Genomic DNA, 23,454 nt, shown 5'->3' with positions numbered 1-23,454 from the left:
CGGAGGACGGTCATGGCGGCGACTCTCACCTCACTGGTCGACGTGGCCACCGGCAGCAACCGCGGCAAGGCCGGGGACGCCCTCACCCTCACCGGGTCCGGTCTCGGCGGCACCACCCGGGTGAACATCGGCCGCAGGGCGGTCACCCCCACCAGCGTGGCCCCCGGTACGGTCACCGCCGTCGTCCCGGCCCTGTGCGCGGGGCAGCACGCGGTCAGCGTGACCGCGGGGAACAACGCCACCAGTAACGCGTTGCCGTTCTTCCTCGTCCCCCAGCCGGTGGTCACCGGTCTCAGCAGTGTCGCGGGACCGGCCGGAGCGACCACCGTGACCCTGTTCGGCGAGGGCTTCCTGACCGCGACGGGGGTCACCTTCGGCTCGGTGGGCGCCGCCACCGGCACCTTCCCGCCCCCGACGGACACCGCCATGACGGTCACCGCTCCCGCCCATACGGACCCCATCACCGGCTGCACCGACACCGTGGACGTCACCGTCGCCTCCCTGGGCGGCACCAGCGCGCCGTCGGACGACGGCCAGTACACGTACTACGCCGTCCCCGACGCGGTCTCCGCCACCCCGGCGCTCCAGGTGCTGGGGCGGAACGTGACCATCACCGGCACCTGTCTGGCCGGCACCACCTCGGTGGTCTTCACCAATGGGATCACCTCGACCCCGACCCTCTTCAGCAATGTCTCCGCGACCCAGATCCTGGCCGTGGTCCCCCTCTCACTGGGCACGTACCAGGTCCTCGTCACCACCCCCGGCGGGACGGACACCTCCTCACCGCCCTCCGTCACCCTCATCCTCTGAGCGTGCGGCGCGCGGCGGCGCCCGGGGACACCGGCGGGGCCGGCCCGGACCGTCCGGTGAGGGGACCCGAGGGCGGGAGCGGGTGTTTGGGCGCGTACCCTCATAGCTCGTGAGGACGGGCGCGAAACAGGCGACGAGTGGCGATGTGGTGTGCACCGTGCGCGGCCTGGTCAAGACCTATCCCGCCGCGCGCGCACGCCGCGGCACCCCCGCCACTCCGGCGGTGCGTGCCAGCGACGGCATCGACCTGGACGTGGCGCGCGGTGAGGTCTTCGGGCTGCTGGGACCCAACGGCGCCGGGAAGTCCACCCTGGTCCGCCAGCTCACCGGACTGCTGCGGCCCGACGAGGGCACCGTCCGGGTGCTCGGCCACGATCTGGTCCGCCACCCCGAGCGCGCCGCCCGGCTGCTGGGCTATCTGGGCCAGGACTCCACCGCGCTGGACGAGCTCACCGTCGCCCTGGCCACCGAGACCACGGCGCGGCTGCGCGGCCTCGACGCCCGCGCGGCCCGCGCCGAGCGGGACGCGGTGATCGAGGAACTGGGCCTCGGCGAGCTGTCCGGACGCGCCCTGAAGAAGCTCTCCGGCGGGCAGCGGCGGCTGGCGTGTGTGGCCGCCGCCCTGGTGGGGGAGCGTCCGCTGCTGGTGCTGGACGAGCCCACCACCGGGATGGACCCGGTCGCCCGGCGGGCGGTGTGGGCCGCCGTGGACCGTCGGCGCGCCGAGCGCGGTGTGACGGTGCTGCTCGTCACCCACAACGTCATCGAGGCCGAGACCGTGCTCGACCGGGTCGCGGTGATGGACCGCGGCCGGGTGATCGCCTGTGACACCCCCGCCGGGCTGAAGGCGATGGTCGCCGACGAGGTGCGGGTGGAGCTGGTCTGGCGCGCCGAGCCGCCGCTGGACGTCCCCGGGATCGCCGCGCTGCGGGAGTCCGCCCACGCGGTCTCCGGGCGCCGCTGGACCCTGCGGCTCGCCCCGGACGCGGCGCGCACCGCCATCGCCACCGTGACCGGCGGCCCCGCCTTCGCGGCGCTGGACGATTTCACTCTCGCCACCCCCAGCCTGGAGGATGTGTACCTCGCGCTGGGCGGCCGTGCGGAGGGGACGCAGGGGCTGGTGAAGGCGTGAACGCAACCGTGACCGTGTCCGTAGTGAAGTCCGTGAGGCGACCGAAGCCGTCATCGGTGAAGAGGAGCAGCACAACGTGAGTGTCGTGCCCGCGCAGGCCATGCCGTCCGGCATCACCGGGGGAAGCGCCCCGGCGAAGGCCGCCGCGCCGGCCGGTGAGGCCGGTGGCGCCGATGTGCCCGCCCCGCTGGCGGCCGGCGCGCGGCTGTTCCCCGCCCTCGTCGCGGTCTACCGGGCCCAGCTCAGCCGGGCCCGGGTGGCCCGGATCCCGCTGCTGTTCGTGGCGACCTTCCAGTCCGTCGGGATCATGGTCCTGATGCGCGGGGTGGTGGACGGCGGCGCGGAGGCCCGCTCGGTGGTCGCCGGGTCCAGTGTGCTGGTCGTGGCGTTCGTGGCGCTCAACCTGCTGGCCCAGTACTTCGGGCAGCTCCGGGCGAGCGGCGGGCTCGATCACTACGCCACCCTTCCGGTGCCGCCCTCCGCGGTGGTGCTCGGCGCGGCCGCCGCGTACGCCTCGTTCACCGTGCCGGGGACGGCCGTCACCGCCGTGGTGGGCAGTGTGCTCTTCCAGCTCCCGATGGCGCACCTGTGGATCCTCGCCGCGGTGATCCCGCTCTCCGGCGCGGCACTCGCCGGACTCGGCGCGGCCCTGGGACTGCTCGCCCCGCGTCAGGAACTGGCCACCCTCTGCGGGCAGTTGGGCATGTCGGCGGCGCTGCTGCTGGGAGTGCTGCCCGCCGAGCGGATGCCGGAAGTGGTGTCGTACGCGCGGGATCTGCTGCCGTCGACGTACGGTGTGGAGGCCCTGGCGCGGTCCTTCGACGCCCAGCCCGACTGGCTGGCCATCGGTGCCGACCTCGGGGTGTGTGCCGGGGTGGCCGTGGTGTCGCTCGCCGCCGCGACCTGGGCCTACCGTCGGGCGGCCGTGCGGTGACGCGCCGCAGCGGACCTCCCGCCGACCGAAGTACGCCGTCCGCCTGGCACGATGACGGGGTGACCGCACCGTTGACGCCACAAGATCAGCCTTCGCCGCACGACGAGTCCGCCGAGGCGCATCACTCAGGACAACCGCACCACCCCGAACACCCTGATCCCTCCGCCTACACCGAGCACGGCGACCCGTCCGAGCCGGGGCCCGAGCTGCGGGCGGAGATGGTGCAGGCGTCGCTGGTCGCCATCGCGGTGGCGGTGTCAGGGGTGCTGCTGGGCCTGCTGTGGCTGTGGCTGGCACCGCGGGTGCCGCTGGTCTGGGCCGGGGACAACGCTGTCTACCTGAAGAACTCCGAGGCGGAGGACGCCATCGGCGCGGACGGGATGTTCGTGCTGCTCGCCCTGGGCTTCGGCGCCCTCTCGGCGCTCGTGGTCTTCCTGCTCTTCCGGCACGGCGGGATCGCGCTGGTCATCGGACTGGCCGTGGGCGGGGTGCTCGCCTCGGTGATCGCCTGGCGGCTGGGGGTGTGGCTGGGCCCCAGCGCGGACATCGCCGCGCACGCCAAGGAGGCCGGCAAGGGGGTCGCCTTCGACGGACCGCTGAAGCTGCGCGCCAAGGGCGCCCTGCTGTCCTGGTCGGTCGCGGCGATGGTGGTGCACCTGACGCTGACCGGGCTGTTCGGCCCGCGCGACCCCGAGCCGCTGCCGGCCGCGGGCCTCCACCGCGCCTGATCCGGCCTCTCCCGCGCCCGTCCGGACGCCCGGTCCTATCCGTCGTGACGCGCGATCGGGGCCACCACGGCCTCGGTGAGCGCCGCCAGATCGGTGGGGGACAGCTCGACCTCCAGACCGCGGCGGCCCGCCGAGACGCATACCGTCGGATGTCCGGCCGCCGAGGCGTCCAGGGCCGTGGGCAGCCGCTTGCGCTGGCCGAGCGGGGAGATCCCGCCGCGGACATAGCCCGTGGTGCGCTCCGCCGCCGCCGGATCCGCCATCACCGCGCGTTTGCCGCCGACCGCCGTCGCCAGGGCCTTGAGGTCCAGTGACGCGGAGACCGGCACGATCGCCACGGTCAGCCGGTCGTCCACACTGGCGATGAGGGTCTTGAAGACCCGGCCCGGCTCCACCCCGAGCGCCTGCGCGGCCTCCTCGCCGTAGGACGGGGCCGCCGGGTCATGGGTGTAGGAGTGCAGGGTGAACGGGGTGCCCGCCGCGGTGAGCGCGGTGGTCGCCGGGGTTCCGGCGGAGTTCTTCCTGGATTTCTTGGCCATGTCTCCCGTGGTCTCCCGCAATCTCGCGCGCGTTCAGTTGGGGCTGGTCGGGCGGCGGGTCAGATCGACCGCCGGAAGCGACGGGAGCTTACCGATGACCGCGCTCTCGGCGCGAAGGAGTTTCAGCTCCTCGGCCAGCCTGCTGGCGGTGTCCGGCGCCTGGAGCAGCCGCTGTTTGGCCGGGGTGTCGAGGACGGCCGCGGCCGCGACCAGGTACGAGAGCACGGACGGCTCGCCCGGCAGGTCCTGTTCGGCGGCCAGGGTGCGTTCCCGCGCCCCCGCGAGCCGCTTCTGATAGGTGCGGAACGCGCGCACCACCCCGGAGGCCAGCGCCCCGGCGCCGTCGCCCTGTTCCTCCTCCAGCTCGTTGACCTCGGCGGTCAGATACGGGCCCGAGGAGTCCACCGAGAGCAGTTCGAACCGGGTGGTACCGGTGGCCAGCACCTCGAAGGTGCCGTCCTCCTGCTCCCGGATGGTGGCCGCGTCCGCGACACAGCCGACCGGGTAGAACGACTTCACCGGGTCGGGGCCGAAGCCCGAGGCGGGCCCGCGGTCGGGCAGCGTCACGGTCTCCGGGAGCCCGAGCGCGCTGGGCGCGACCTCGTGGCCGTCCCGGATCGCGACCACGCCGAACCGGCGCGGCGCGTCCTCCGGAAGCGCCGACAGGTCGCGCATCAGGGAGCGGTACCGCTGTTCGAAGACGTTCAGGGGCATGACGAGCCCAGGGAACAGCACCGTGTTCAGCGGGAAGAGCGGAAGGCGCGCGGAGGTCACGGGGCGTAAGCCTAATGGCCCCGCGCGTTCCACTTCACTGGCGGCGCAGTAGCCGGGAGGCGCCGGCGGCGACCGTGGTCGCCAGCACCCACCCCAGCAGGATCATCACGATGGCCGCCCACTGCAGCGCACCGCCGGGATTCCAGTAGCCGTCCTGGCCCAGATTGACCACCGGGATCAGCAGGTCGAGCGTGTACAGCGAGGCGTTCCAGTGCGGGGATTCCCCGGCCTTCAGCGCCTCGGGGCGGTTATGCGCGAAGAACACCGAACCCACCGCCCACAGCACCGCCATCCACACCGCCGCCCGGCCGGGGCGGTAGCCGTAGGCCACCGTCCAGTCCTGGAGGTAGCCCCACAGCTTCCCGGCCAGCGGCAGCGTCTCCCGGCGGCGGCGCTGCTTGGCGAGCAGCACCTCGCGCGCGTCCGCGTCCTCCCCGCTGGCCCGCATCGAGTTGGCCAGCATCTCGTACGGCTCGGGCGCGTACTCCGGGGTCGCGGCGGCCACCCACTCCAGCCGCCGGGTGAGCGGGAAGTGGCCGCGCGGGATCAGGTTCTCGTAGGAGAAGCCCGCCATGGTCAGTCCGCCGGGGCCGGGCCAGCTCACCGATTTGTCGACGAGGTTGACCACCCGGGCGCCGGAGAGGATCACCCGGCCGCGCTGCGGACGCTCCCCGACGAACCGCAGCTCCGGGGTCTGCACCCGGCGCAGCGACAGCTCCTGGTCGTTCTCCAGGATGAAACGGGCCTGGTCGAAGTCGATGGCGTCACCGATCCGCCCGTCGTCCAGACGGATACCGCCCTCGCACTCGAAGCGCTGGATCCGGGTGCCGCGGGTCGGGGTGTCGGTGGTGCCGTAGGCCGGGGTGGAGCCGGGGCCGTAGGCGGATATCCCGCCGCCGGTCAGATAGAGGCTGCGCTCGACGGTCAGCTGCGGCGCGTTCAGCGCCCGCCGGCCGTAGGGATTGCGCAGCCGGGAGCCGCGCAGACTGAGCGACACGCCCACCTGCGCCCCGCGCAGGCTCAGCTCCCCGTACGACTCGATCATGTCGGCCTGGAAGTCCTGGGCGACGGTCAGCCCGTCGGCGCTGATCGACATGCCGCGGCGGTCCCGGCGCACGATGAGCTGGTTGAGGAGTAAGTCGGTGCCTATGTGGGCGTCGGTGAGCCGGATGCCGTGCTCCACGACACACCGGGGCAGATGCAGATCGCCCTCGGTGCGCAGCCGGGCCGCCTCCAGCCGGGGGAGCGCGCAGCCCACCAGGCGCAGGGTGGCGAAATGCGATTCGGGGAGCAGCACCTCCCGCTCGAAGCGGCAGTTCTTCAGCTCGACATACGGGTTGATCACACCGCCGGCCAGGTCCAGGGTGCCGGTGATGTGCACCCCGTTCAGCTTCAGCGCCGCGACCCGGCCCGGCTGGGCGGGCGGTCCGTCCAGCAGCAGCAGCGCCACCACCCGGGCCCGCACACTGCGCTCGGGGCCCCAGGCGTAGGGGCCGGAGGGATCGTTCCGCTGGGGGTGGGAGGTCCGCAGATCGTGGGTGCTGCCGTTGCGGAAGGCCTGCCACATGCCCCATTCGGCGGTGGTCAGATCGAGACCCGGGGGCGGATCGCCATCGTGCGGCTCGGTCACAGCCGTGTCCCCTCCTGTTCTCCGTATCCCCGTACGGACCACATTCCCGCTGAGTAACCGGTTGAACGCCAACGGTCAGGGTCAACTTAGGCCGTCCGTATCACTGACTGATACGGGGGGAGGGCGGCCGTATCGGGTCTGAGACAATTGATCGCGTGATCTCCCGTATCGATCTGCGCGGCGCCGCCCTCCCCGAGGGCGGCATCGACCGTGACCTGCTGCCCCGTGCCGAGCTCGATGTCGAGGCCGCCCTGGAGAAGGTGCGCCCGATCTGCGAGGACGTACGGCATCGCGGCACCGCGGCGCTGATCGACTACGCGGCGCGGTTCGACGGTGTGGCCCTCGACCGGGTGCGGGTGCCCGCCGAGGCCCTGGAGAGCGCCCTCGCCGGGCTGGACCCGGCCGTGCGGGCCGCCCTGGAGGAGTCCATCCGGCGCGCCCGGCTGGTCCACCGCGCCCAGCGGCGCACCGACCACACCACCCAGGTGGTGCCCGGCGGGACCGTCACCGAGCGCTGGGTGCCGGTCGAGCGGGTCGGGCTGTACGTCCCCGGCGGCCGCTCGGTCTACCCCTCCTCCGTGGTGATGAACGTGGTGCCCGCGCAGGAGGCCGGGGTCGGCTCGATGGCCGTCACCTCCCCGCCGCAGAGCGGGTTCGGCGGACTGCCGCACCCCACGATCCTGGCGGCCTGCGCCCTGCTCGGCGTGGACGAGGTCTACGCGGCCGGGGGCGCCCAGGCGGTGGCCATGTTCGCCTACGGCACCGAGGAGTGCCGTCCGGTCGCGATGGTGACCGGACCGGGGAACATCTGGGTCGCCGCCGCCAAGCGCCTGCTCAAGGGCCGGATCGGGATCGACGCCGAGGCCGGGCCCACCGAGATCGCCATCCTGGCCGACGCCACCGCCGACCCGGCGCACGTCGCCGCGGACCTCATCAGCCAGGCCGAGCACGACCCGCTGGCCGCCTCGGTGCTGGTCACCGACTCCGAGGAGCTGGCCACCGCGGTCGAGAAGGAGCTCGAGGTCCAGATCGCGGCCACCCGGCATGTCGAGGACCGCATCCGCCCGGCGCTCTCCGGCCGCCAGTCCGGCATCGTGCTGGTCGACGGGATCGAGCAGGGCCTGGCCGTGGTGGACGCGTACGCGGCCGAGCACCTGGAGATCCAGACCGAGGACGCGGCGGCGGTCGCCGCCCGGGTGCGGAACGCCGGGGCGGTCTTCGTCGGCGCGTACGCCCCCGTCTCCCTCGGCGACTACGCCGCGGGCTCCAACCACGTACTGCCCACCGGCGGCTGCGCCTGCCACTCCTCGGGGCTGTCCGTGCAGTCCTTCCTGCGCGGCATCCACGTGGTGGACTACACCCGCGAGGCGCTGGCCGAGGTCGCGGGCCATGTGGTGACGCTCGCCGAGGCGGAGGACCTGCCCGCCCACGGCGCCGCGGTGAAGGCAAGGTTCGACTGGAAGGTGCCACCGAGCAAGTGACCGGCATTGACGATCTCCCGATCCGGGAAGAGCTCCGTGGCAAGTCCCCGTACGGAGCTCCCCAGCTCGATGTGCCCGTACGGCTGAACACCAACGAGAACCCGTATCCGCTGCCGGAGCCCCTGGTGGCCCGGATCGCCGAGCGGGTCGCCGAGGCGGCCCGCGACCTCAACCGCTACCCGGACCGGGACGCGGTCGAGCTCCGCACCGAACTGGCCCGCTACCTGACCCGCACCGCCGGGCACGAGGTCGGTGTGGCCAACGTCTGGGCGGCCAACGGCTCCAACGAGGTGCTCCAGCAGCTCCTCCAGACCTTCGGCGGCCCCGGGCGGACCGCGATGGGCTTCGAGCCCTCGTACTCGATGCACGCGCTGATCTCCCGCTCCACCGGCACCGGCTGGATCTCCGGCCCGCGGAACGCGGACTTCACCATCGATGTGGACGCCGCCCGCGCGGCCATCGCCATGCACCGGCCGCACGTCGTGTTCATCACCTCCCCCAACAACCCCACCGGGACCGCCGTCGACGCGGACACGGTGCTGGCGCTGTACGAGGCGGCGCAGGCCGCCGGGCCCTCGGTCGTCGTGGTCGACGAGGCGTACGGGGAGTTCAGCCACCACCCCTCGCTGCTGTCGCTGATCGAGGGCCGTCCGCGGCTGATCCTCTCCCGGACCATGTCCAAGGCGTTCGGCGCCGCCGGGCTGCGGCTCGGCTACCTCGCCGCGCACCCGGCCGTGGTCGACGCCGTCCAGCTCGTCCGGCTGCCGTACCACCTGTCCGCGGTCACCCAGGCCACCGCGCTGGCCGCCCTGGAGCACACCGATACGCTGCTGGGGTACGTCGAGGCGCTCAAGGCCGAGCGCGACCGGCTGGTGAGCGAGCTGCGCAGCATCGGCTGCGAGGTGACCGACTCGGACGCCAACTTCGTGCAGTTCGGCCGTTTCGAGGACGCGCACGCGGCGTGGCGGGAACTGCTGGACCGGGGGGTTCTGGTCCGTGACAACGGCGTACCGGGATGGCTGCGGGTCACCGCGGGCACTCCCACCGAGAACGACGCGTTCCTCGACGCGGTACGCGAGCTGATGAAGGAGAAGAGCGCATGACCCGCGTGGGACGCGTGGAGCGCACCACCAAGGAGACCTCGGTCGTCGTCGAGATCGATCTCGACGGCACCGGACAGGTCGACGTATCGACCGGTGTCGGCTTCTACGACCATATGCTCGACCAGCTCGGCCGCCACGGCCTCTTCGACCTCACGGTCAAGACCGAGGGCGACCTGCACATCGACACCCACCACACCATCGAGGACACCGCCCTCGCGCTGGGTGCCGCGTTCAAGCAGGCGCTCGGCGACAAGGTGGGCATCTACCGGTTCGGCAACTGCACGGTGCCGCTCGACGAGTCCCTGGCCCAGGTGACCGTCGACCTCTCCGGCCGCCCGTACCTGGTGCACACCGAGCCGGAGAACATCGCGCCGATGATCGGCACCTACGACACCACGATGACGCGCCACATACTGGAGTCGTTCGTGGCGCAGGCGCAGATCGCCCTGCACGTCCATGTGCCGTACGGGCGCAACGCGCACCACATCGTGGAGTGCCAGTTCAAGGCCCTGGCACGGGCGCTGCGCTACGCGAGCGAGCGCGACCCGCGGGCTGCCGGGATTCTCCCCTCGACGAAGGGCGCGCTGTGAGCGACGTACGCGCGGCCGCCGGGCTGTCGGCCGTACTCGACCCGCACGGTCGCCGCGCGGGCGGAGAAGCGAACGGAGAGATGCGGTGAACGGGACGTCCACGGCGTTCATCGTCCTGGGACTCTTCCTGCTGGGCGGGGTGGTCTCCTTCGTGAAGCAGGGGCTGCCCAAGGGTGTGATCGTGCTGCTCAGCCTGGGCGCCTCGATGGCCCTGGTGGCGGGCGTCATGCGGCTGGAGGTCTGGAATTGAGCACGGCTCCGAAGGTCGTCGTCCTCGACTACGGCTTCGGCAACGTCCGCTCCGCCGAGCGCGCCCTCGCCCATGTCGGCGCCGATGTCGAGATCACCGGTGACTACGACAAGGCCATGACCGCCGACGGTCTGCTGGTCCCCGGTGTCGGCGCCTTCGCCGCCTGTATGAAGGGGCTGCGCGGGGCCCGCGGCGACTGGATCGTGGGCCGCCGCCTCTCCGGCGGCCGTCCCGTGATGGGTATCTGCGTCGGTATGCAGGTGCTGTTCGAACGCGGTATCGAGCACGGTGTCGAGGCCGAGGGCCTGGACGAGTGGCCCGGCACCGTCGAGCGGCTGCACGCGCCCGTCGTCCCCCACATGGGATGGAACACGGTCAAGGCTCCGGCCGACTCCCGGCTGTTCGACGGCGTCGGCGCGGACGAGCGCTTCTACTTCGTCCACTCCTACGCGGTCCGCACCTGGGAGCTGGAGGTGGCCAACCCGGCCATGCCCGCCCCCAAGGTCGCCTGGACCACCCACGGCGAGCCGTTCGTCGCCGCCGTGGAGAACGGCCCGCTGTGGGCCACCCAGTTCCACCCCGAGAAGTCCGGCGACGCCGGGGCGCGGCTGCTCCGCAACTGGCTCGACACGCTCTGACCGGCCCGCATCAGCCCAGCTACTCACCGTAAGGTTCCCGCATGCCAACGCACCGCCTCGAACTCCTCCCCGCCGTCGACGTCCGGGACGGCCAGGCCGTCCGTCTCGTGCACGGCGAGTCCGGCTCCGAGACGTCGTACGGCGACCCGCTGGAGGCCGCCCTCGCCTGGCAGGCGGCGGGTGCCGAGTGGCTGCACCTGGTGGACCTCGACGCGGCCTTCGGCACCGGTGACAACCGCGGGGTGATCGCCGAGGTCGCCGCGGCCATGGAGCTGAAGGTCGAGCTGTCCGGCGGTATCCGCGACGACGCCTCGCTGGCCGCCGCGCTCGCCACCGGCTGCACCCGCGTCAACCTGGGCACCGCGGCGCTGGAGACCCCCGAGTGGGTCGCCAAGGTCATCGCCGAGCACGGCGACCGCATCGCCGTCGGCCTCGACGTACGCGGCACCACCCTGCGCGGCCGCGGCTGGACCCGGGACGGCGGCGATCTGTACGAGACCCTGGCGCGGCTGGACTCCGAGGGCTGCGCCCGCTACGTCGTCACCGACATCGCCAAGGACGGCACCCTCCAGGGCCCCAACCTGGACCTGCTGCGCAATGTCTGCGCGGCGACGGACAAGCCGGTCGTCGCCTCCGGCGGCGTTTCCTCCCTCGACGACCTGCGCGCCCTTGCGACTCTGGTACCGGAAGGCGTCGAGGGTGCCATCGTCGGGAAGGCGCTCTACGCCAAGGCGTTCACCCTGGAAGAGGCGTTGGAGGCGGTATCCGCATGACCTCACCCGAGATCGCACGACGGGTTCAGACCGACAGTCCGTGGGAGGAGACCATCGGCTTCGCACGGGCTGTGCAAGCCGGTGACCTGGTGGTCGTCAGCGGGACGATGCCGCTGGCCGACCGCGGCGTCCTGGAGGGCGAGGGCGACCCGTACCAGCAGACGATGGCCGCCTTCCGCCACGCCCTGGACGCGCTGTCCCCGTTCGACCTGGGCGTCGAATCCGTCATCCGCACCCGGATGTTCATCACGCACGCCCGGGACGTGGACGAGGTGGGCCGTGCCCACAAGGAGCTGTTCGACGCCGTGCGCCCGGCCGCGACCCTCGTCGTGGTCTCCGGCTTCGTCGACTCGCGCGTCCTGGTCGAAGTCGAACTGGAAGCATTCCGAGGAGCCCGACAGCCATGACCCTCGCGGTCCGAGTCATCCCCTGCCTGGACGTCGACAACGGCCGGGTCGTCAAGGGGGTCAACTTCCAGAACCTGCGCGACGCGGGCGATCCGGTCGAAATGGCCAAGGTCTACGGCGAGGAGGGCGCGGACGAGCTGACGTTCCTCGACATCACCGCCTCCTCCGGCAACCGCGAGACCACCTATGACGTCGTCCGCCGCACCGCCGAGCAGGTCTTCATCCCGCTCACGGTCGGCGGCGGCGTCCGCACCACCGAGGACGTCGACAAGCTGCTGCGCGCCGGAGCGGACAAGATCGGCGTCAACACCGCCGCCATCGCCCGCCCCGAGCTGATCCGTGAGATCGCCGAACGGTTCGGCAGCCAGGTCCTGGTCCTCTCGGTCGACGCCCGCCGCTGTGTGCCCGGCGCCGATGGTGAACCACCCGCGGTCACCCCGTCCGGCTACGAGGTCACCACCCACGGCGGCCGCCGCGGCACCGGTATCGACGCCGTCGAATGGGCCCACCGCGCGGCCGAACTGGGCGCGGGTGAGATCCTGCTGAACTCCATGGACGCCGACGGCACCAAGGACGGCTACGACACCGCCATGATCGAGGCGGTCCGCAAGCACGTCGCCATCCCGGTCATCGCCAGCGGCGGCGCGGGCGAGCTGGCCCACTTCCCCCCGGCCGTCGCGGCGGGCGCGGACGCGGTGCTGGCCGCGTCGGTCTTCCACTTCGGCGATCTGCGGATCAGCGAGGTGAAGGACGCACTGCGCGGGGCGGGCCACCCGGTGCGATGAGGGATCAGCGGCGGGGCTTCCTCTTCCGCTTGCCGAACACCTTCTTGTAGCCCGCCAGTTCCTGGGCGAGCGCGACGGTCTGCGGATGCTCCTCGCCCAGGGTCCTGCGGAACCCCTCCAGGGTCCGCTGGGTCAGGGCTTTGGCCTCCTTGCGCCGTCCGAGCGCGTTCAGCGTCATGGCCAGGTTCGCGCCCGCGGTGAGGGTGTGGGGGTGGTCCTCGCCGAGGGTGACCCGGCACCGGTCGCGCGTCTCCTGGAGCAGGGCACGGGCCTGCACGTACTGGCCGAGGCGGCCCAGGCAGGTGGCCAGGGTGTGGGCGGGCTGGAGCGTCCTGGGGTGATCGATGCCCAGCGTGGTGCGGCTCCGGACGAGGGTCTCCTGGAGCAGGACCCGGGCCTGGGTCATCCGGCCGAGGTCGCTCAGCGTCGCCGCGAGGTTCGACGCGCTGGTGAGGGTGGAGGGGTGTTCCTCTCCCAGTGTCTTGCGCTGGCGGTCGAGCACCTCCTGCTGGAGCTCGAGCGCCTTGTGGTGCTGGCCGAGGGAGGCCAGGACCGCGGCGAGGTGCTGGGTGGTGAAGAGGGTCTTGCTGTGGTCATCGCCCAGGGTCGCGCGGCAGCGGCCGAGGGTGTCCTCGATCAGCGTACGGGCATCGGTGTGCCGGCCGAGGTCATTGAGTGTGCTGGCGAGGTTGGCGGCGCTGGTGAGGGTGTCCGGATGGCTGGGTCCCAGGGTTCCGCGCTGAAGCCGGAGGACCTCCTCCTTCAGGGCGCGGGCCTCGTGGTACCGGCCGAGGTAGCTCAAGGTGACGGCGAGGTTGTTGCCCGAGGTGAGCGTGTCACGGTGGGTCTCGCCGAGGGTGGCCCGGCAGCGCTCCAGGGTCTCTTCCTCGATCGACTGGGCCCTGCGGTACTGACCGAGGTTGGTCAGCGTCGTCGCGAGGGCGGTCTGGGCGGCCAGGGTCTCCTTGTGGTCCTCACCGAGTGCCGCCCGGCTCAGTTCGACCGCGCCCTCGATGAGAGTGAGGGCTTCCCGGTAGCTGCCGTGGCTGTTGAGGCTGTCGGTGAGCATGGTGGCGGCGGACAGGACGTCGGGATGGCTCTCGCCGATGGGCGCCGACCACCGCCGGTGCAACTCCCGGCTGGTGTCGAGGGCCGCCGTCGTCGTTCCCCGCACCAGCAGATAGCGGGTGGCGTCCAGGGAGAGCCGCCGCATGGCCTCGTCCTGGGTCCACGCCTCGCTCAGCGCCAGCACATGGGGCAGGATCCCGGCCCACTCCTGCCGGGTCTCGGGGTCCCGTCCCTCGTCGTCCGGCCGCACACCGGTGATGAGGTCCTTCGCGCGGGTATGGGCGTCGGTGGCGTTCTCGGGATCGGGATGGTCCCGCAGGATGGCCGCCGTCAGCCGGTGGATCGTCAACCCGCCCTGCTGGGGGCGGACCAGGCCCAGTCTGACCATCTCGGTGATCGCGTCGGCGACGGCCACCGGGTCGCCGGCCACGCGGTCCAGGGGCGGCGGCAGGGTGACGCCGGTCTTGGTGACCCAGGCGTCCAGCGGGATCGGCTCCGGGGCGAGGAAGGCGCAGACACGGAGGATCTCCGAGGCCACCGGGTCGGTGCGGGCGAGGTGTTCGGAGGACAGGCGCACCGCGGCGCCGAGGGTCTTGTGCTGGTACGTGATGGGTGCGCTGCGGTCGAGCAGCCGGCTGGTGGCCGTCAGGTCCTTCAGATAGGTGTCCACCGAGAACCCGGAGGTGGCGATGAGACCGCCCGCCTGGGCCAGCGCCAGCGGCAGATCGCCCAGGGATTCGGCCAGCCGGTCCGCCTCGCCCTCCGGTAACTGCGGTACGTACCCGGCCAGCAGGGCCCGGGACTCCTCCCGCGCGAAGAGGCCGAGGTCCACCGGGGCCGCGAGGCTGTGCCAGCCGGGGTCGCGCGAGGTGATCAGCACATGGCCGTCCCCGTCCGGCAGCAGGCTCCGGAAGGTCTCCGGATCCTCCGCGTTGTCGAGGACGAGCAGCCAGCGGCCGTTGGTGCGCAGATACTGACGGGCGCTCTGCGCGGCGTCCCCGACCGGCATCGTGGCGGGCAGGGTGCCGAGGGCGTGGGCGAGATCCGCGAGCTGGCTGTCCAGCGTGACCGTCGTCTGGGCGTCGAGCCACCACACCACGTCGTACTGGGAGGCGAAGCGGTAGCAGTACTCGGCCGCCGTCTGGGTCTTGCCGACACCGCCCATACCGTGCAGCGCCTGCACCCGGGTCCCGGAGGAGAGCCGGAACACGGTGCGGATCCGGTCGAGCACCTCGTCCCGCCCGGTGAACAGCGGCAGTCGCTGCGGGACGTTCCACGCGGCGGGCCGGTCCTCGGGCAGCCGGGGGGCGTTCGCCGGGCGGTCCTCGGCCCCGGCGGTGGCCACCGCCTCGGGGAACTCCGGCCGGACGGTCGGCGCCTGGGGTCCGCCGACCGCGTGCAACAGCTCCGCCAGCGCCTCCTCCTCGCCCTTCCCGTGCAGGATCCCCGCCTTGATGGGCCGGAGCAGCGCCGGGATCTGGCTCTTCTCCAGCGCGGCCACGTGCAGCGGGACGAAGCCGCGCGGCGGCCGCTCCCGGTCGTCGAAGGCGGCGGTCCACTCGTCCCAGGTGTAGCGGCGGCGCTCGAAGTACGAGGGCGACAGCAGCGCGAGGAAACGGTCGGCGCGGGTGAGCGCGTCGCTCATCCGCACCGTGGTGTTGTCCCCGGCCCGCCAGTGCTGATGGTCGAACTCCACGCTGAAGCCGTGCTGCTGGAGGTGCCAGGCCACCCACTCGGCCCAGGCCCGCTCCACCCCGGCGTAGCTGATGAAGAAGTCAACCTTCTCCGGAGCGTCCGACACCGTCTCCACCTGTCCCCCCGCACCCTGTCTTTCCGCACTCCAGTATGGCCAGCGGAAGGCCATTACACTCACGCCGGTGACAAGCGAAGCGGAACCGCAACCGTTGCTCACGCCCCGTCCGACGCTCCCTCAGGAACAGATAACCCACCTGGAGTTCATCCAGGCCGTGATCACCCGGCTCGGCAACAACTCCTTCCTCGTCAAGGGCTGGTGCCTGACCCTGGCCGCCGGACTGCTGGCGTTCGCCGCCGAGGGCTCACGGGTGTCGGTGGCGGTGACGGCCTTCGTGCCGCTGGTGGCGTTCTGGCTGCTGGACGGCTACTTCCTCTGGCAGGAAAGGCTGTTCCGCGCGCTCTACGACCGTGTTCGCACACCGGGCGGGGGAGGGGTGGAACCCTTCGCCATGGACCCGCGCCCCCACGCGGCGGGGGTGCGGTGGTGGAGCGCCATCCGCTCGGTCACCCTGGCGCTGTTCTACGGCGGGGTCGGCGTCGCCCATCTCGCCGTGCTGGTCGCGGTCCTGCTCGCCTGAGGCAGCCGGGGCGGCACGGTGTCAGGACGTCAGGGCGCCGCGCAGCCGGTCGGCCATCTCGTCCAGCGCGGCGGGCGCCACCGTCCGCTGGGACGGCCAGATCGGACCCATCCGGTCGCCTTCGTCGCGCGGGACGACATGGACGTGCAGATGCATCACGCTCTGCGTGGCCACCGCCCCCACGGAGGTGATGATGTTCATCCCCTCCGGCGCGTAGGCCGACCGCACACCCCGGACCACCCGCCGCACCGCGCGGGTCAGCTCCAGGCTCGTCGGCTCGTCCAGCTCCCAGGCGTCCCGCACATGGTGGCGCGGGACCACCAGGACATGGCCGTCCACGGCGGGGTGGAGCGGCAGGAAGCTGAGGGTGCGGGCGTCGGAGTGGACCAGGCGGGCGGGTTCGAGCCCCTCCGCGATCCGGCAGAAGACGCACTCGGGGGTCTCGGGGCTCGGGGACATGACGCGATCATCCCGCACCCCCCGGGCCCCGGTACGGGACGGGCCGGACTTGACGGGGTCTTCCCGGGGGCGCTTGGATCGCGGCAGTCGGCCCGGGGAGACCGCCCGGAGCCCAGAGGTGCGCCCAGCCGGTACGGGAACCGTCCCCAGCCCGGCCCCAGTCGCCAGGACGCCGCGGAGACCGCGTCCGAGGCGGGGCCGCTACCCGTGAACGCTGGAGCGTCCGCCATGTCCGTCCGCCGTCGCACCGCCCTCGTCGCCGCCCTGCTGGCCCTGACCGGCTGTACGTCGTCCGCCGGGCCGTCCGGATCCGCCGGGCCGTCCCGTTCCGGGGCGGGGGACCGCCCCTCGGTGTCGCTGCCTCCCGTCCACGCCGGATTCGACTACCAGTTGGGCGGTGCGTACCCCCCGTCGAAGGGCGTCCGGATCGTCAGCCGCGACCGCACGGCCGATCCGGCGGACGGCCTGTACAACATCTGCTACGTCAACGCCTTCCAGGCCCAGCCGGACGAGGGCGGTCAGTGGCCCGCCGGGCTGCTGCTGCGCGATGACGACGGGGACGTGGTGATGGACAAGGACTGGGACGAACCGCTCCTGGACATCGGCACCCCCGCCAAGCGCAAGCGGATCGCGGCCCGGGTCAACCGGTGGACCGACGGCTGCGCGGACAAGGGCTACGACGCAGTGGAGCCGGACAACTACGACAGTTACACCCGTTCCGGCGGCAGGCTGTCGGCGGCCGACGCCACCGCCTTCATCACCCTGCTCGCCGCGCACGCGCACGCCCGGGGCCTGGCCATCGGCCAGAAGAACACCGTCGAACTCGCCGGCCGCCGCGAGGAGACGGGGCTGGATTTCGCCGTGGTCGAGGAGTGCGGCGCGTACGACGAGTGCGACGGCTACGTGAAGGCGTTCGGCCGCCATGTGGTCGTCGTCGAGTACACCGCCAAGGGGCTTGCCAAGGGGTGTGCCGCCTGGGGCGACCGGCTGAGCATCGTACGCCGGGACATCGGCGTCACCCCCCGTGGCGACGGCGACTACCTGCGCGGGACCTGCCGGGACTGACGCTCCGGAACCCGGCTGAGGGTGTACATCACCTGCGCCGCGCCGAACTCGGTGAATGTCTCGGTCCGTCGCATCCCCAGCGCCTCGAGGAGCCGCCGGGAGGGGGCGTTGGCCTCCTGGGTGACGGCGACGACCTCGGGCCGGCCGCCGGGTCCGGGCGACAGCGCCCCGAACGCCCACGAGAGCGCGGCCGACACCGCCTCGCGGGCGTAACCGTGTCCCCAGTGCTCGGGCAGCAGCTGATACGACACCTCGGTACGGCCGCCGTGGCGCGACTCCGGCTCCAGCGTCACCGCGCCGACCACCGACCCGTCGGCCCGCGACACCACGCAGAACACCCCGAAGACGCCCACACAGCCCCGTTCCCGGGCGCGGACCGTCTCCGGGGGCACCGGGCCGCCGAGGTGGCGGCGCACCTCGGGGTCGGTCCACAGCCGGGACACGGCGGGGACGTCGGCGGGCTCGATCGGGCGCAGCAGCAGCCGCTCGGTGGTCAGGGAGACCGGCCAGGGGCAGGGGCGTTCGGAGGACGACATCATCAGGGCTTCTCCCACACCAGCGAACAGCGCCACAGGACATGGCGCCGGAAGCGGCAGCCGGGCAGCGGACGGCGGCCCTCCCGGCGGACCTGGCCCCAGCTCATCACGGGCGTCCGGCGGGGCAGGCCGTCGGGGTCATGGACCCCGGCGCCGCTGATGATGCTGTCCGGCGGGGTGCGTTTGGCGGCCGGGCCGACGACAGCCGGCCGTCCGGCCGGATGGTAGTGGACGTTGTGGTTCCGGTAGCTCCGGAGCACCGGGCTCAGATGCCCAGCGGGGCGGACCGGGCCGTCTCCACGGCCGCCTTGTCACCGTCGAGCTCGACCCGGGCCGCGCCCTGACGCCCGTACAGGAACAGCGCCAGCTCACCCGGTTCACCGGTGACCGTGGCCACCGGGGTGCCGCGGTGTGCCACCGCCGTACGGCCGTCGGGGCGGCGCAGCACCAGGCCCACGGGGGACTTGCGGCCGAACATCCGGGCGGCGCGCTCGAGCCGGGACCACAGGGCGTCGGCGAAGACCGGGTCCACCTCGCGCGGCTCCCACTCCGGCCGGGCCCTGCGGACGTCCTCGGCGTGCACATAGAACTCGAGACTGTTGGCCGCCTCGTCCACCTGCTTGAGCGCGAACGGCGACATCCGCGGCGGACCGGAGCGGAAGAGCTGGAGCAGCTCCCCGTACGGCTTGGCCGCGAACTCGGCCTGCACCCGGGCCAGCCGCGCGGCCAGCGGCTTGATCACCAGACCGCCGGCCGCGTCCGCACGGCGCTCCCGGACCACGAGGTGGGCCGCCAGATCATGGGTGGTCCAGCCCTCGCACAGGGTCGGGGCGTCGGGGCCCGCGCTCTCCAAGAGGTCGGCGAGGAGCAGACGTTCGCGCTGGGCGTGAGTGGACATAACGCCCACCCTACGGCCGCGGTCCGGGCCCCGCCACGCCAACGGCCGGACGGCGCGCCGGGCCCGCGGGCGCCGTGCCTACCGGGGGAGCGGCTTGCGCAGCTTGGTGCCGTCCAGGCCCGAGCTGAGCGTCAGCGCGCAGGAGACCGTGTCCTCGCCCTGGACGGAATAGGTGGCCAGCGCCGGGTAGAGCGCGTAGTAGTAGTAATTCCGCCCGTCGTTGGGGATCTTCTTCAGCCGGGCCCTGGCATCCACCGCGCACAGCGCGAGGGCCTTCTTCTGGATCGCCCTCTCGGAGGAGAACTTGCCGGTCAGCGTCTCGTTGGCGATCACCTCGCCGTCGTGCGCGCCCGAGCAGCGCCGCTTCTCGATCTTGGTGACGCTGCTGTCCATCGCGGGGTGGTCGAAGCAGGTGCCCGGTTTGAGCGCCACGTACGGCACCCGCGCACCGGGGTCGCCGGACGCCGAGGCCGACGGCGAGGTCCCGGAGTCCGGATCGCCCTCGGGCACATCGTCGAACGGCGCGCCCTGGCCGGGGTCCTCCGTGCCCGAGGGGACGGAGGGCGAGGCGGACGGGGACGGCGCGGTGCTGTGGGAGGCGGAGGCGTGCGGGGTCTCGTCGGCCGCTGCCCGCTCGCCGTCGTCGTCGTCACCCCCGGAGCCGAGGGCGATCGCGCCGGCGACCACCGCCACGGCCACCACCGACGCCACGACGATCGCCGCGACCTTGGCGCCCGAGCCGCGCGGCGGAGCGGGCGGCAGGGAGCCGGGCGGGAGCGAACCGGGCGGGAAACCGCCGGGCAGCGGACCGCCGGACGGCGCCGAGGGCGGGCCGAACGCGCCGAACCCGCCGCCCTGCGGCAGCGCGGGCGGACCGGACGGTCCGGACGGCGGCGGTGGCGGGCCGAAGCCCTGCGGCTGCTGCTGAGGCGGTGCCTGCTGTGGTGGCGCCGGCCGCTGCGGATCCTGCGGCGGCGGACCGAACCCCCCGCCGTTTCCCGGCCGGTTGGCGTCGTTCGGCGGCGGAAACGTCATGTCCGAAGCATGCCCCATCCCACCGACATCCCGGCCATCGGCCCCGGCGATACCGGCCATACGGTGCGCCGCCCGACCGCCGCCCGACCGCCGCCCGACCGCCGCCCGACCGCCGCCCGACCGCCGGGGCGGCCGTCGCCGCCGTTCCGGCCCCCGCCCCGGGTGATCACCACATGAGACCGTTCGCGGGACCACCCGCCCGGCCGTGCAGAATGGTCACATGACCGGCTCCGACCGCCCCTCCGCCCTCGACCCGGCCCTCGCCGCCCGCCTCAAGCGCGGCGCCGACGGGCTCGTCCCCGCCATCGCCCAGCAGTACGACACCGGCGAGGTGCTGATGCTCGGCTGGATGGACGACGAGGCGCTGCACCGCACCCTCACCACCGGCCGCTGCACCTACTGGAGCCGCAGCCGCCAGGAGTACTGGGTCAAGGGCGACACCTCCGGCCACGTCCAGCTGGTCAAGTCCGTCGCGCTCGACTGCGACGCCGACACCGTCCTGGTCAAGGTCGACCAGGTCGGGGCCGCCTGCCACACCGGCGACCGCACCTGCTTCGACGCCGACGTCCTCCCGCTCGGCCGGTAACCGGGCCCCGGCCCCCGCCCCCACTAGGCTCCTCAGCCATGACCCAGGACGCTGCCACGATGGATCTCGAGACCTTCCGCAAGCTGGCGGCCGACCGCCGCGTCATCCCCGTCAGCCGAAGGCTGCTGGCGGACGGTGACACCCCCGTGGGCCTCTACCGCAAACTGGCCGCCGAGCGCCCCGGCACCTTCCTCCTCGAGTCCGCCGAGAACGGCCGCTCCTGGTCCCGGTACTCCTTCATCGGCGTCCGCAGCGCCGCCACCCTCACCGAACGCGACGGGCGCACCCACTGGCTGGGCACCCCGCCCGTCGGCGTCCCCACCGAGGGCGATCCGCTCCAGGCGCTGCGCGCCACGGTCGAGGCCCTGCACACCCCGCGTGACCTCGGTGGACTGGTCCACCTCCCGCCGTTCACCGGCGGCATGGTCGGCTACCTCGGCTACGACGTGGTCCGCCGTCTGGAGAAGGTCGGCGAGCACGGCCGCGACGATCTGCGGCTGCCCGAGCTGACCATGCTGCTCACCTCGGACCTCGCGGTGCTCGACCACTGGGACGGCACCGTGCTGCTGATCGCCAACGCGATCAACCACAACGACCTCGACACCGGGGTGGACGAGGCGTACGCGGACGCCGTGGCGCGGCTCGACGCGATGGCCGCCGACCTGGTCCGCCCGATGGCCACCGACCCCACCGCGCTGCCCGCCTCCGAACTCCCGGAGTACACCGCGCTGTGGGGCGGCGAGGACTACCGGGTGGCGGTCGACGACATCAAGGAGCGCATCCGCGCGGGCGAGGCGTTCCAGGTCGTCCCCTCGCAGCGGTTCGAGACGCCCTGTACGGCCTCGGCCCTCGACGTCTACCGGGTGCTGCGCGCCACCAACCCCAGCCCCTACATGTACCTGTTCCGGTTCGAGGGCTTCGATGTGGTGGGCTCCAGTCCGGAGGCCCTGGTCAAGGTGGAGGACGGCCGGGCGATGGTGCACCCCATCGCCGGGACCCGCCCCCGCGGCGCCACCCCGCAGGAGGACGCGGCGCTCGGTGAGGAACTGCTCGCCGACCCCAAGGAGCGGGCCGAGCACCTGATGCTGGTCGACCTCGGCCGCAACGACCTGGGCCGGGTGTGCCGGCCGGGCAGCGTCGAGGTCGTCGACTTCATGTCGATCGAGCGCTACAGCCATGTGATGCACATCGTCTCCACCGTCACCGGCGCCCTCGCCGACGGCCGCACCGCCTTCGACGTGCTCACCGCGTGCTTCCCCGCGGGCACCCTCTCCGGCGCCCCCAAACCGCGCGCCCTCCAGATCATCGAGGAGCTGGAGCCCAGCCGCCGCGGGCTGTACGGCGGCTGTGTCGGCTACCTCGACTTCGCGGGCGACTCCGACACCGCCATCGCCATCCGGACCGCCCTGCTGCGTGACGGCACGGCATACGTCCAGGCGGGCGCGGGTGTGGTGGCCGACTCCGATCCGGCGGCCGAGGACGCGGAGTGCCGCAACAAGGCGGCGGCGGTGCTGCGGGCGGTGCACTCGGCCAACCGGCTCGGCCGCTGACCCCGGCGGCACCCCGCCGGAGCCCCACCCGACCCCGGGCGTGACCCGCGCGACCCGGGGAGTCCCCCCGGCCGTCGCCGGGCGTATCGGTGCGGAACGGGTCATCCCGCATACCCGGGACCCGGCTGCCGCGGCGCGTGGGGGATAGTGGTACGCGTGAGCGCAGCAGCCGTACCCCAGCCCCGGGCCGAGAACGAGCCCTCCGCCTCCGTCCCGCGCGGCCGCCGGACCAGCCTCGCCGTCGCCCTGCTCGCCGGGGCGCTCGGTGCCGCACTCGTCCTGCTGGCCACCAGCCGTACCTGGGCCGAGGGCACCGCCATGGTCGCCCAGGGCACCCTGCCCCAGCGCGCCAACGGTGATGACATCACCGGACTGCCGGGCGCGCTCGCGGTCGTCGGTCTGGCCGCGCTGGTCGCCGTCTTCGCCGTGCGCCGGGCCGGCCGGGTCGTCGTCTCCGGACTGCTCGCCCTCACCGGCGCGGGCATCGTCGTCGCCTCGGCGCTCGGCGCGTCCGACAAGGCGGCGCTGGAGGAGAAGGCGTCCAAGGCCACCGGCCTCACCGACAGCGCCATCCACGATGTGGCGTACACCCCCTGGCCCTGGGTGGCCCTGGTCGGCGGGGTGCTGCTGCTGCTCGCGGGGGTGCTCGCGCTCGGCTACGGCCGCCACTGGCCCGCGATGGCGGGGCGGTACGAGCGCTCCGGCACCGAAGGGCGCGCCCGGAGCCGCCGCGGCGCCCGCACGGCGCCCGATCCGGACCGTCCCGAGGAGCTGTGGAAGGCGCTGGACCGGGGCGAGGACCCCACCGCCCGACAGGGGGCGTGAGCGGGGCGCGTCCAGCGGCACCCCCGCTCAAGGCAACTTCGCGCGTCGGGGACAATGGCCTGGGAGCGTTCGCCCCCGGGCGCCCGGACCAGGCGCAGTACAGCTACGAGGAGTATTCATGGCGGGTCACAACCACGGACACACCCCGGCCGCCTGGACCGGTGTCACCATCGCCTTCATCGGCTTCTGCGTCTCCGGTGCCTTCACCGTGCTGGCCAATCCGGTCGGCTTCTGGGCGGGCATGGTCATCGTCGTCCTCGGTGGTGTGGTCGGTGCCGCGATGCGCGCGGCCGGGCTCGGCATGCCGAAGGCCGCCCTGGCCCCGGCCCGTCCGGCCCCGCGGCCCCGCCCCGAGGCGCAGACCCAGCAGTAGGACATGACGCCGGGCGCGGGGGGGGGGGGGGGGGGGGGGGGGGGGGGGTGGGGGGGGTGGGGTGGGGGGGGGGGGGGGAAGGGGTCCGTCTTGGCGGGGGTGCAAGGGTTGTGGGGGGTCTGGCCGCGGGCGGAGGCGAATGCTTAGAGGAA

General features: G+C 73.0%; 27 protein-coding genes. 18 read left to right on the top strand and 9 right to left on the bottom strand.

The window, feature by feature from the left end:
• Positions 1 to 12 precede the first annotated feature (12 nt).
• The 4 genes from AC07FT_RS00135 to AC07FT_RS00120 all read left to right on the top strand — a co-directional run bounded on the left by AC07FT_RS00135 (position 13) and on the right by AC07FT_RS00120 (position 3,604).
• Positions 13 to 810, top strand: coding sequence for an IPT/TIG domain-containing protein (locus tag AC07FT_RS00135; protein WP_479172738.1), 798 nt, complete (start codon positions 13 to 15; stop codon positions 808 to 810).
• Between the two features lie 109 nt (positions 811 to 919).
• Positions 920 to 1,942: an ABC transporter ATP-binding protein gene (locus AC07FT_RS00130; protein ID WP_479172736.1), complete on the top strand. Its 1,023-nt coding sequence runs from the start codon at positions 920 to 922 to the stop codon at positions 1,940 to 1,942.
• A 76-nt stretch (positions 1,943 to 2,018) separates the two neighbouring features.
• The gene (locus AC07FT_RS00125) at positions 2,019 to 2,876 is read left to right on the top strand and encodes an ABC transporter permease (RefSeq protein ID WP_479172735.1); all 858 of its coding nucleotides are present in this window, start codon (positions 2,019 to 2,021) and stop codon (positions 2,874 to 2,876) included.
• 59 nt (positions 2,877 to 2,935) lie between these two features.
• Entirely contained in the window at positions 2,936 to 3,604 is a 669-nt protein-coding gene (locus AC07FT_RS00120) for an ABC transporter permease (RefSeq protein ID WP_479172733.1), read from the top strand.
• 35 nt (positions 3,605 to 3,639) lie between these two features.
• Here AC07FT_RS00120 and ybaK read toward each other — a convergent pair whose 3' ends face one another.
• The 3 genes from ybaK to AC07FT_RS00105 are packed head-to-tail and all read right to left on the bottom strand — an operon-like array spanning position 3,640 to position 6,547.
• Entirely contained in the window at positions 3,640 to 4,143 is a 504-nt protein-coding gene (gene ybaK / locus AC07FT_RS00115) for a Cys-tRNA(Pro) deacylase (protein WP_254743032.1), read from the bottom strand.
• A gap of 33 nt (positions 4,144 to 4,176) precedes the next feature.
• Complete coding sequence (locus AC07FT_RS00110) at positions 4,177 to 4,917, bottom strand: LON peptidase substrate-binding domain-containing protein (protein ID WP_431773055.1); 741 nt, start codon at positions 4,915 to 4,917, stop codon at positions 4,177 to 4,179.
• Between the two features lie 34 nt (positions 4,918 to 4,951).
• A complete protein-coding gene (locus AC07FT_RS00105; protein ID WP_479172730.1) occupies positions 4,952 to 6,547 on the bottom strand; it encodes an oxidoreductase in 1,596 nt (531 codons plus the stop codon).
• 155 nt (positions 6,548 to 6,702) lie between these two features.
• On the opposite strand from AC07FT_RS00105, the gene hisD reads away from it, so the two are divergent.
• The 8 genes from hisD to hisF all read left to right on the top strand — a co-directional run bounded on the left by hisD (position 6,703) and on the right by hisF (position 12,574).
• The gene (gene hisD / locus AC07FT_RS00100; protein WP_479172728.1) at positions 6,703 to 8,028 is read left to right on the top strand and encodes a histidinol dehydrogenase; all 1,326 of its coding nucleotides are present in this window, start codon (positions 6,703 to 6,705) and stop codon (positions 8,026 to 8,028) included.
• Positions 8,025 to 9,131 carry a histidinol-phosphate transaminase gene (locus AC07FT_RS00095; protein ID WP_479172727.1) on the top strand — a complete coding sequence of 369 codons (1,107 nt, stop codon included), beginning with the start codon at positions 8,025 to 8,027 and terminating at the stop codon, positions 9,129 to 9,131. The genes hisD and AC07FT_RS00095 overlap by 4 nt, the downstream gene beginning before the upstream one ends.
• The gene (hisB, locus tag AC07FT_RS00090) at positions 9,128 to 9,721 is read left to right on the top strand and encodes an imidazoleglycerol-phosphate dehydratase HisB (protein WP_014059975.1); all 594 of its coding nucleotides are present in this window, start codon (positions 9,128 to 9,130) and stop codon (positions 9,719 to 9,721) included. Before AC07FT_RS00095 ends, hisB begins: the two co-directional genes overlap by 4 nt.
• A gap of 85 nt (positions 9,722 to 9,806) precedes the next feature.
• On the top strand, positions 9,807 to 9,971 hold the full coding sequence (locus AC07FT_RS00085) for a hypothetical protein (RefSeq protein WP_254743391.1): 165 nt from the start codon (positions 9,807 to 9,809) through the stop codon (positions 9,969 to 9,971).
• Complete coding sequence (gene hisH / locus AC07FT_RS00080) at positions 9,962 to 10,609, top strand: imidazole glycerol phosphate synthase subunit HisH (protein WP_254743389.1); 648 nt, start codon at positions 9,962 to 9,964, stop codon at positions 10,607 to 10,609. Before AC07FT_RS00085 ends, hisH begins: the two co-directional genes overlap by 10 nt.
• A 41-nt stretch (positions 10,610 to 10,650) precedes the next feature.
• Entirely contained in the window at positions 10,651 to 11,382 is a 732-nt protein-coding gene (gene priA / locus AC07FT_RS00075; protein ID WP_479172725.1) for a bifunctional 1-(5-phosphoribosyl)-5-((5-phosphoribosylamino)methylideneamino)imidazole-4-carboxamide isomerase/phosphoribosylanthranilate isomerase PriA, read from the top strand.
• Positions 11,379 to 11,789, top strand: a complete 411-nt coding sequence (locus tag AC07FT_RS00070; RefSeq protein ID WP_431773060.1) for a Rid family hydrolase — start codon at positions 11,379 to 11,381, stop codon at positions 11,787 to 11,789. The genes priA and AC07FT_RS00070 overlap by 4 nt, the downstream gene beginning before the upstream one ends.
• Positions 11,786 to 12,574: an imidazole glycerol phosphate synthase subunit HisF gene (gene hisF / locus AC07FT_RS00065; protein ID WP_479172723.1), complete on the top strand. Its 789-nt coding sequence runs from the start codon at positions 11,786 to 11,788 to the stop codon at positions 12,572 to 12,574. The genes AC07FT_RS00070 and hisF overlap by 4 nt, the downstream gene beginning before the upstream one ends.
• Before the next feature lie 4 nt (positions 12,575 to 12,578).
• On the opposite strand, the gene fxsT is transcribed toward hisF, so the two are convergent.
• The gene (fxsT, locus tag AC07FT_RS00060) at positions 12,579 to 15,443 is read right to left on the bottom strand and encodes an FxSxx-COOH system tetratricopeptide repeat protein (protein WP_479172722.1); all 2,865 of its coding nucleotides are present in this window, start codon (positions 15,441 to 15,443) and stop codon (positions 12,579 to 12,581) included.
• Between the two features lie 76 nt (positions 15,444 to 15,519).
• Between fxsT and AC07FT_RS00055 the strand changes: the two genes are divergently transcribed.
• Positions 15,520 to 15,975 (top strand): hypothetical protein, encoded by a 456-nt coding sequence (locus AC07FT_RS00055; protein ID WP_479172720.1) that lies wholly within the window; start codon positions 15,520 to 15,522, stop codon positions 15,973 to 15,975.
• Positions 15,976 to 15,996: 21 nt separating this feature from the next.
• Here AC07FT_RS00055 and AC07FT_RS00050 read toward each other — a convergent pair whose 3' ends face one another.
• A complete protein-coding gene (locus AC07FT_RS00050; RefSeq protein WP_479172719.1) occupies positions 15,997 to 16,434 on the bottom strand; it encodes an HIT family protein in 438 nt (145 codons plus the stop codon).
• Positions 16,435 to 16,662: 228 nt separating this feature from the next.
• On the opposite strand from AC07FT_RS00050, the gene AC07FT_RS00045 reads away from it, so the two are divergent.
• Positions 16,663 to 17,499 (top strand): endo alpha-1,4 polygalactosaminidase, encoded by an 837-nt coding sequence (locus tag AC07FT_RS00045; RefSeq protein WP_479172717.1) that lies wholly within the window; start codon positions 16,663 to 16,665, stop codon positions 17,497 to 17,499.
• On the opposite strand, the gene AC07FT_RS00040 is transcribed toward AC07FT_RS00045, so the two are convergent.
• The 4 genes from AC07FT_RS00040 to AC07FT_RS00025 all read right to left on the bottom strand — a co-directional run bounded on the left by AC07FT_RS00040 (position 17,472) and on the right by AC07FT_RS00025 (position 19,968).
• Positions 17,472 to 18,038, bottom strand: coding sequence for a GNAT family N-acetyltransferase (locus tag AC07FT_RS00040; RefSeq protein ID WP_479172715.1), 567 nt, complete (start codon positions 18,036 to 18,038; stop codon positions 17,472 to 17,474). The genes AC07FT_RS00045 and AC07FT_RS00040 overlap by 28 nt on opposite strands.
• Complete coding sequence (locus AC07FT_RS00035) at positions 18,038 to 18,295, bottom strand: hypothetical protein (RefSeq protein ID WP_479172714.1); 258 nt, start codon at positions 18,293 to 18,295, stop codon at positions 18,038 to 18,040. The genes AC07FT_RS00040 and AC07FT_RS00035 overlap by 1 nt, the downstream gene beginning before the upstream one ends.
• Positions 18,296 to 18,300: 5 nt before the next feature.
• On the bottom strand, positions 18,301 to 18,933 hold the full coding sequence (locus AC07FT_RS00030) for a TIGR03085 family metal-binding protein (protein ID WP_479172712.1): 633 nt from the start codon (positions 18,931 to 18,933) through the stop codon (positions 18,301 to 18,303).
• A 78-nt stretch (positions 18,934 to 19,011) separates the two neighbouring features.
• Positions 19,012 to 19,968, bottom strand: coding sequence for a hypothetical protein (locus tag AC07FT_RS00025; protein WP_479172710.1), 957 nt, complete (start codon positions 19,966 to 19,968; stop codon positions 19,012 to 19,014).
• A gap of 220 nt (positions 19,969 to 20,188) precedes the next feature.
• Between AC07FT_RS00025 and hisI the strand changes: the two genes are divergently transcribed.
• The 4 genes from hisI to AC07FT_RS00005 all read left to right on the top strand — a co-directional run bounded on the left by hisI (position 20,189) and on the right by AC07FT_RS00005 (position 23,302).
• A complete protein-coding gene (gene hisI / locus AC07FT_RS00020) occupies positions 20,189 to 20,554 on the top strand; it encodes a phosphoribosyl-AMP cyclohydrolase (RefSeq protein WP_471195901.1) in 366 nt (121 codons plus the stop codon).
• A gap of 38 nt (positions 20,555 to 20,592) precedes the next feature.
• Positions 20,593 to 22,104, top strand: a complete 1,512-nt coding sequence (locus AC07FT_RS00015; protein WP_471195904.1) for an anthranilate synthase component I — start codon at positions 20,593 to 20,595, stop codon at positions 22,102 to 22,104.
• Positions 22,105 to 22,260: 156 nt separating this feature from the next.
• The gene (locus tag AC07FT_RS00010) at positions 22,261 to 22,929 is read left to right on the top strand and encodes a TIGR02234 family membrane protein (protein WP_471195907.1); all 669 of its coding nucleotides are present in this window, start codon (positions 22,261 to 22,263) and stop codon (positions 22,927 to 22,929) included.
• Positions 22,930 to 23,047: 118 nt separating this feature from the next.
• Complete coding sequence (locus AC07FT_RS00005) at positions 23,048 to 23,302, top strand: HGxxPAAW family protein (RefSeq protein WP_431773070.1); 255 nt, start codon at positions 23,048 to 23,050, stop codon at positions 23,300 to 23,302.
• Positions 23,303 to 23,454: the final 152 nt, after the last annotated feature.

This window comes from Streptomyces sp. NPDC045899 (assembly GCF_056431485.1).
This window is presented reverse-complemented; position numbering and strand designations above follow the sequence as displayed.